Raw genomic sequence first — 3432 nt, 5'->3', positions numbered from 1 at the left:
GAATATGATCGCATCTTCCAGTGCCCGGTGACCTTTTCCAGCGGCTGGAACGCCATGCGGTTCGATCCGCAGATTGCCACCTGGCCAGTCGCGCTGCAGCCGCGCTATGTCTTCGGCGTCCTGATCCAGCGGGCCGACGATCTGCTGCAAGAGCTTGAGGACCAGAAGACCGTTCGCGGCCGAGTCGAGGCCGTGCTGCTGCCGCTTCTGCACACGGGCGATGTAAGCGCGGACATCGTTGCCCGCACGCTAGGCTTCAGCCGCCAGACCCTGTTTCGCAAGCTGAAGTCCGAGGATGCCAGCTATGAACAGCTGCTCGACGCCCTGCGCCTCCGCATGGCGCTACGCTACCTCACCGGCGCCAGGGTCTCGGTCAACGAAGCCGCCTATCTTGTCGGCTTCTCCGAACCCGCCGCCTTCTCCCGTGCTTTCAAACGCTGGACCGGGAAAAGCCCGCGCGAGGTCCAGACGGCGAGGGCGGCGGAGCGACCGAAGGGCGGCGGGAGGCACCGCGGGGGGTGATCGTCGGCCCCTGACGCAAGCAGACATTCGGCTTGGCGCTTCTTGGCAAGGCAAGCATCAAAGCCTGTTCGCTCACCCTCACCCCGTCTCCAGCATCCTACGCGCAATCACATCCGCCTGAATTTCCGCACTGCCCTCGAAGATCGACAATATGCGCGCGTCCGCCAGCAGGCGGCTGGCGGGGTATTCCAGGGCAAAGCCGTTGCCGCCGTGGATCTGCACGCCGTTGTCGGCGCACATCCAGGCGGTGCGGGCCGCCAGCAGCTTGGCCATGCCGGCCTCGCGGTCGCAGCGCTGGCCGCTGTCCTTGGCTGCGGCCGCCGCCAGGGTCAGTTGCCGCACGGCCATGATCTCCACCGCCATGCGCGCCAGCTTGTCCGACACGCGCGGAAGGGCAACAAGCGGCTGGCCGAACTGCCGGCGCGCCGCCGCATAGTCCAGCGCGGCATCGAGCGCGCCCTGTGCCACGCCAATGGCGCGCGCCGCCGTCTGTATCCGCGCGCTTTCGAAGGTCGCCATCAACTGCACGAATCCGCGCCCGCGCACCCCACCCAGCAGCGCGTCAGCCGGCACGGCAAAGCCATCGAACGCGATCTCATATTCCTTCATGCCCCGGTATCCGATAACGCCGATTTCGCTGCCCGACATGCCGGCAGCGGGAAACGGGTCCGCATCCGTGCCGCGCGGCTTGGGCGCCAACAGCATCGACAGGCCGCGATGATCGCCAGTCTGGCCGGAACTGCCGGCCTCGGTTCGCACCAGCAAGGTCATCAGGTCGGCGCGGGCGCCGTGGGTGATCCAGGTCTTGGCGCCATGGACCTGCCAGCCGCCGTCAGTTGCCACGGCGCGGGTGGTGAGCGCGCCAAGATCGGACCCGGTGCCGGGTTCGGTGAACACCGCCGTGGGCAGCACCGCGCCGCTGGCGATGCCGGGCAACCAGCGCGTCTGTTGTGCGGGCGTGCCGGCGGACAGGATCAGTTCCGCAGCGATTTCGGCGCGGGTGGCAAGGCTGCCGACACCGATCCAGCCCCGCGAAAGCTGTTCGGACACGACGCACATCGCCGCCTTGCCCAGCCCGGCGCCGCCGAAGCGTTCCGGAATGGTCAGGCCAAAGACGCCAAGCGCGCCCAGTTGATCGACCAGCGGCATCGGAATGAGCGCGTCTGCCAGATGCCAGCCATGGGCATGGGGCGCGACCTCGCGCTGCGCAAAGGCGTGGAACTGGTCGCGGATGGCGGCGAGATCGCCGTCAAGGCCGTCGTCGCCAAACACAGCCTCACCCTGTGCCGCCAGAAGATGCGCCGTGATGGCGGCCCGCGCCGCCGCGTCATGGGCAGCGACCAACCGGGACAGCGCCGCGCAGCCCGACAGGTCCGGCTGCGCCAGCAGGCCGGGCCGTACTGTCTCGCCCTGCGCCATCTGGATGCCGGATTGCAGCTCACCGCCAAAGGACGCGAACGCGCCTTGCGCAAGCAATGCCTCGATGCTGCCAAAGCGCCCTTGCGCCATCAGCCGCATGGCCCAACTTTCGACCTGCACCAGCGTTTGCGCCAGCGCGCCGGCCCAGGCGAGGCCATGGACAAGATGCTGATCTGACTGGATGCGGGCGCGGTCGATGCGGCCATCGGGGCCAGCCACCTGTGCACGGACATTGGCAGTGGCAGCCGCCAGGAAGACCGCAATATCGGCGTTGGCCTGCGCCATCAGGCCCGGCAGATCGCTCAACGTCATTCGGGCAGCGCGCCGGCGGCCCGAAGAGCAGCGAGACGGTCGTCACCCGCGCCCAGCCAGTCGGCGAGGACTTCGCCGGCATGCTCGCCATTGCGCGGCGGCGGGGAACGCATGGTGGCCGGCGTCACTGACAGTTTTGCCGGAAAGGCGACGCTGGGGATCGTGGCGCCGTCTTCGCGGCGGAACTGGTGGACGGTATCACGCGCGATGACGAACGGGTCGGCGAACACCTGCGAGATCGTGTTGACCGGGCCACATGGTACGCCGGCAGCGACCAGCCGGTCGATCAGCGACAGGCCAGGCAGACCGCGCACCAATTCCTGCACCATCGCCTCGATGGCATCGCGGTTGATGAGCCGGGCGCGGGCGGTGGCGAAGCGCGGATCATCCGCCAGCGCGGCAACGCCCATTTCGCGGCAGAAATGCCGGAATTGCCCATCATTGCCGATGGCGATGATGATCGTGCCGTCGGCGACGTCGAACGTCTTGTAGGGCACCACGGTCGGATGGCGGTTGCCGAGCCGGCCGGGGTCGATGCCGCCGACCAGCCAGTTCATCGCTTGGTTGGCAAGGCAGGCAATCTGGGTGTCGAGCAAGGACACATCGATCCACTGCCCCTGCCCGGTTCGCTCGGAATGGCGCAGCGCGGCAAGAATGGAGACTGTCGCATACATGCCGGTCGAAACATCGGCCATGGCGACGCCGGCCCGCAGCGGCTGGCCGCCCTCCTCGCCGGTGATGGACATGAAGCCGCCCATGCCCTGCGCCACGAAATCATAACCGCCGCGCGCCGCATATGGCCCGGTCTGGCCAAAGCCGGTGATGGAACAATAGACAAGGCCGGGTTTCAGCGCCGACAGGCTGGCATAGTCCAGGCCATATTTTGCAAGGCCGCCGACCTTGAAGTTTTCCACCACGATATCGGCCTGGCAGGCCAGGTCGCGCAGCAGCGCCGCGCCCTCGGGCGTGGTCATATCGACGGCAATGGAACGCTTGTTGCGGTTGGCGGCGAGATAATAGGCCGACGTACCGATTTCCTCGGCGCCGTCGGGTGTGCGCAGATAAGGCGGCCCCCAGGCGCGGGTGTCGTCACCCCTGCCCGGCACCTCGACCTTGACGACATCCGCGCCCAGATCAGCGAGGATCTGCGTGCTCCACGGGCCGGCCAGCACGCGGCTG

3 protein-coding genes are annotated in these 3432 nt (G+C 67.7%); 1 reads left to right on the top strand and 2 read right to left on the bottom strand.

The features are described 5' to 3' along the window. Window positions 1–522 (top strand): helix-turn-helix domain-containing protein (locus RMQ73_RS12285; protein WP_310498543.1); only part of this gene is annotated, 522 nt, incomplete at its 5' end. Between the two features lie 78 nt (window positions 523–600). Here RMQ73_RS12285 and RMQ73_RS12280 read toward each other — a convergent pair. After that, window positions 601–2253 carry an acyl-CoA dehydrogenase family protein gene (locus tag RMQ73_RS12280; protein WP_310498542.1) on the bottom strand — a complete coding sequence of 551 codons (1653 nt, stop codon included), beginning with the start codon at window positions 2251–2253 and terminating at the stop codon, window positions 601–603. Beyond that, the coding region (locus RMQ73_RS12275) for a CoA transferase (RefSeq protein WP_310498541.1) at window positions 2250–3432 on the bottom strand (1183 nt) is incomplete at its 5' end. The genes RMQ73_RS12275 and RMQ73_RS12280, both read right to left, overlap by 4 nt.

The sequence above is a fragment of the Sandarakinorhabdus sp. genome, assembly GCF_031430775.1.
Taxonomy (GTDB): Bacteria; Pseudomonadota; Alphaproteobacteria; order Sphingomonadales; family Sphingomonadaceae; genus Sandarakinorhabdus.
Note: the sequence above shows the minus strand (reverse complement) of the source record. Positions and strands in the feature narration are given on the sequence as shown.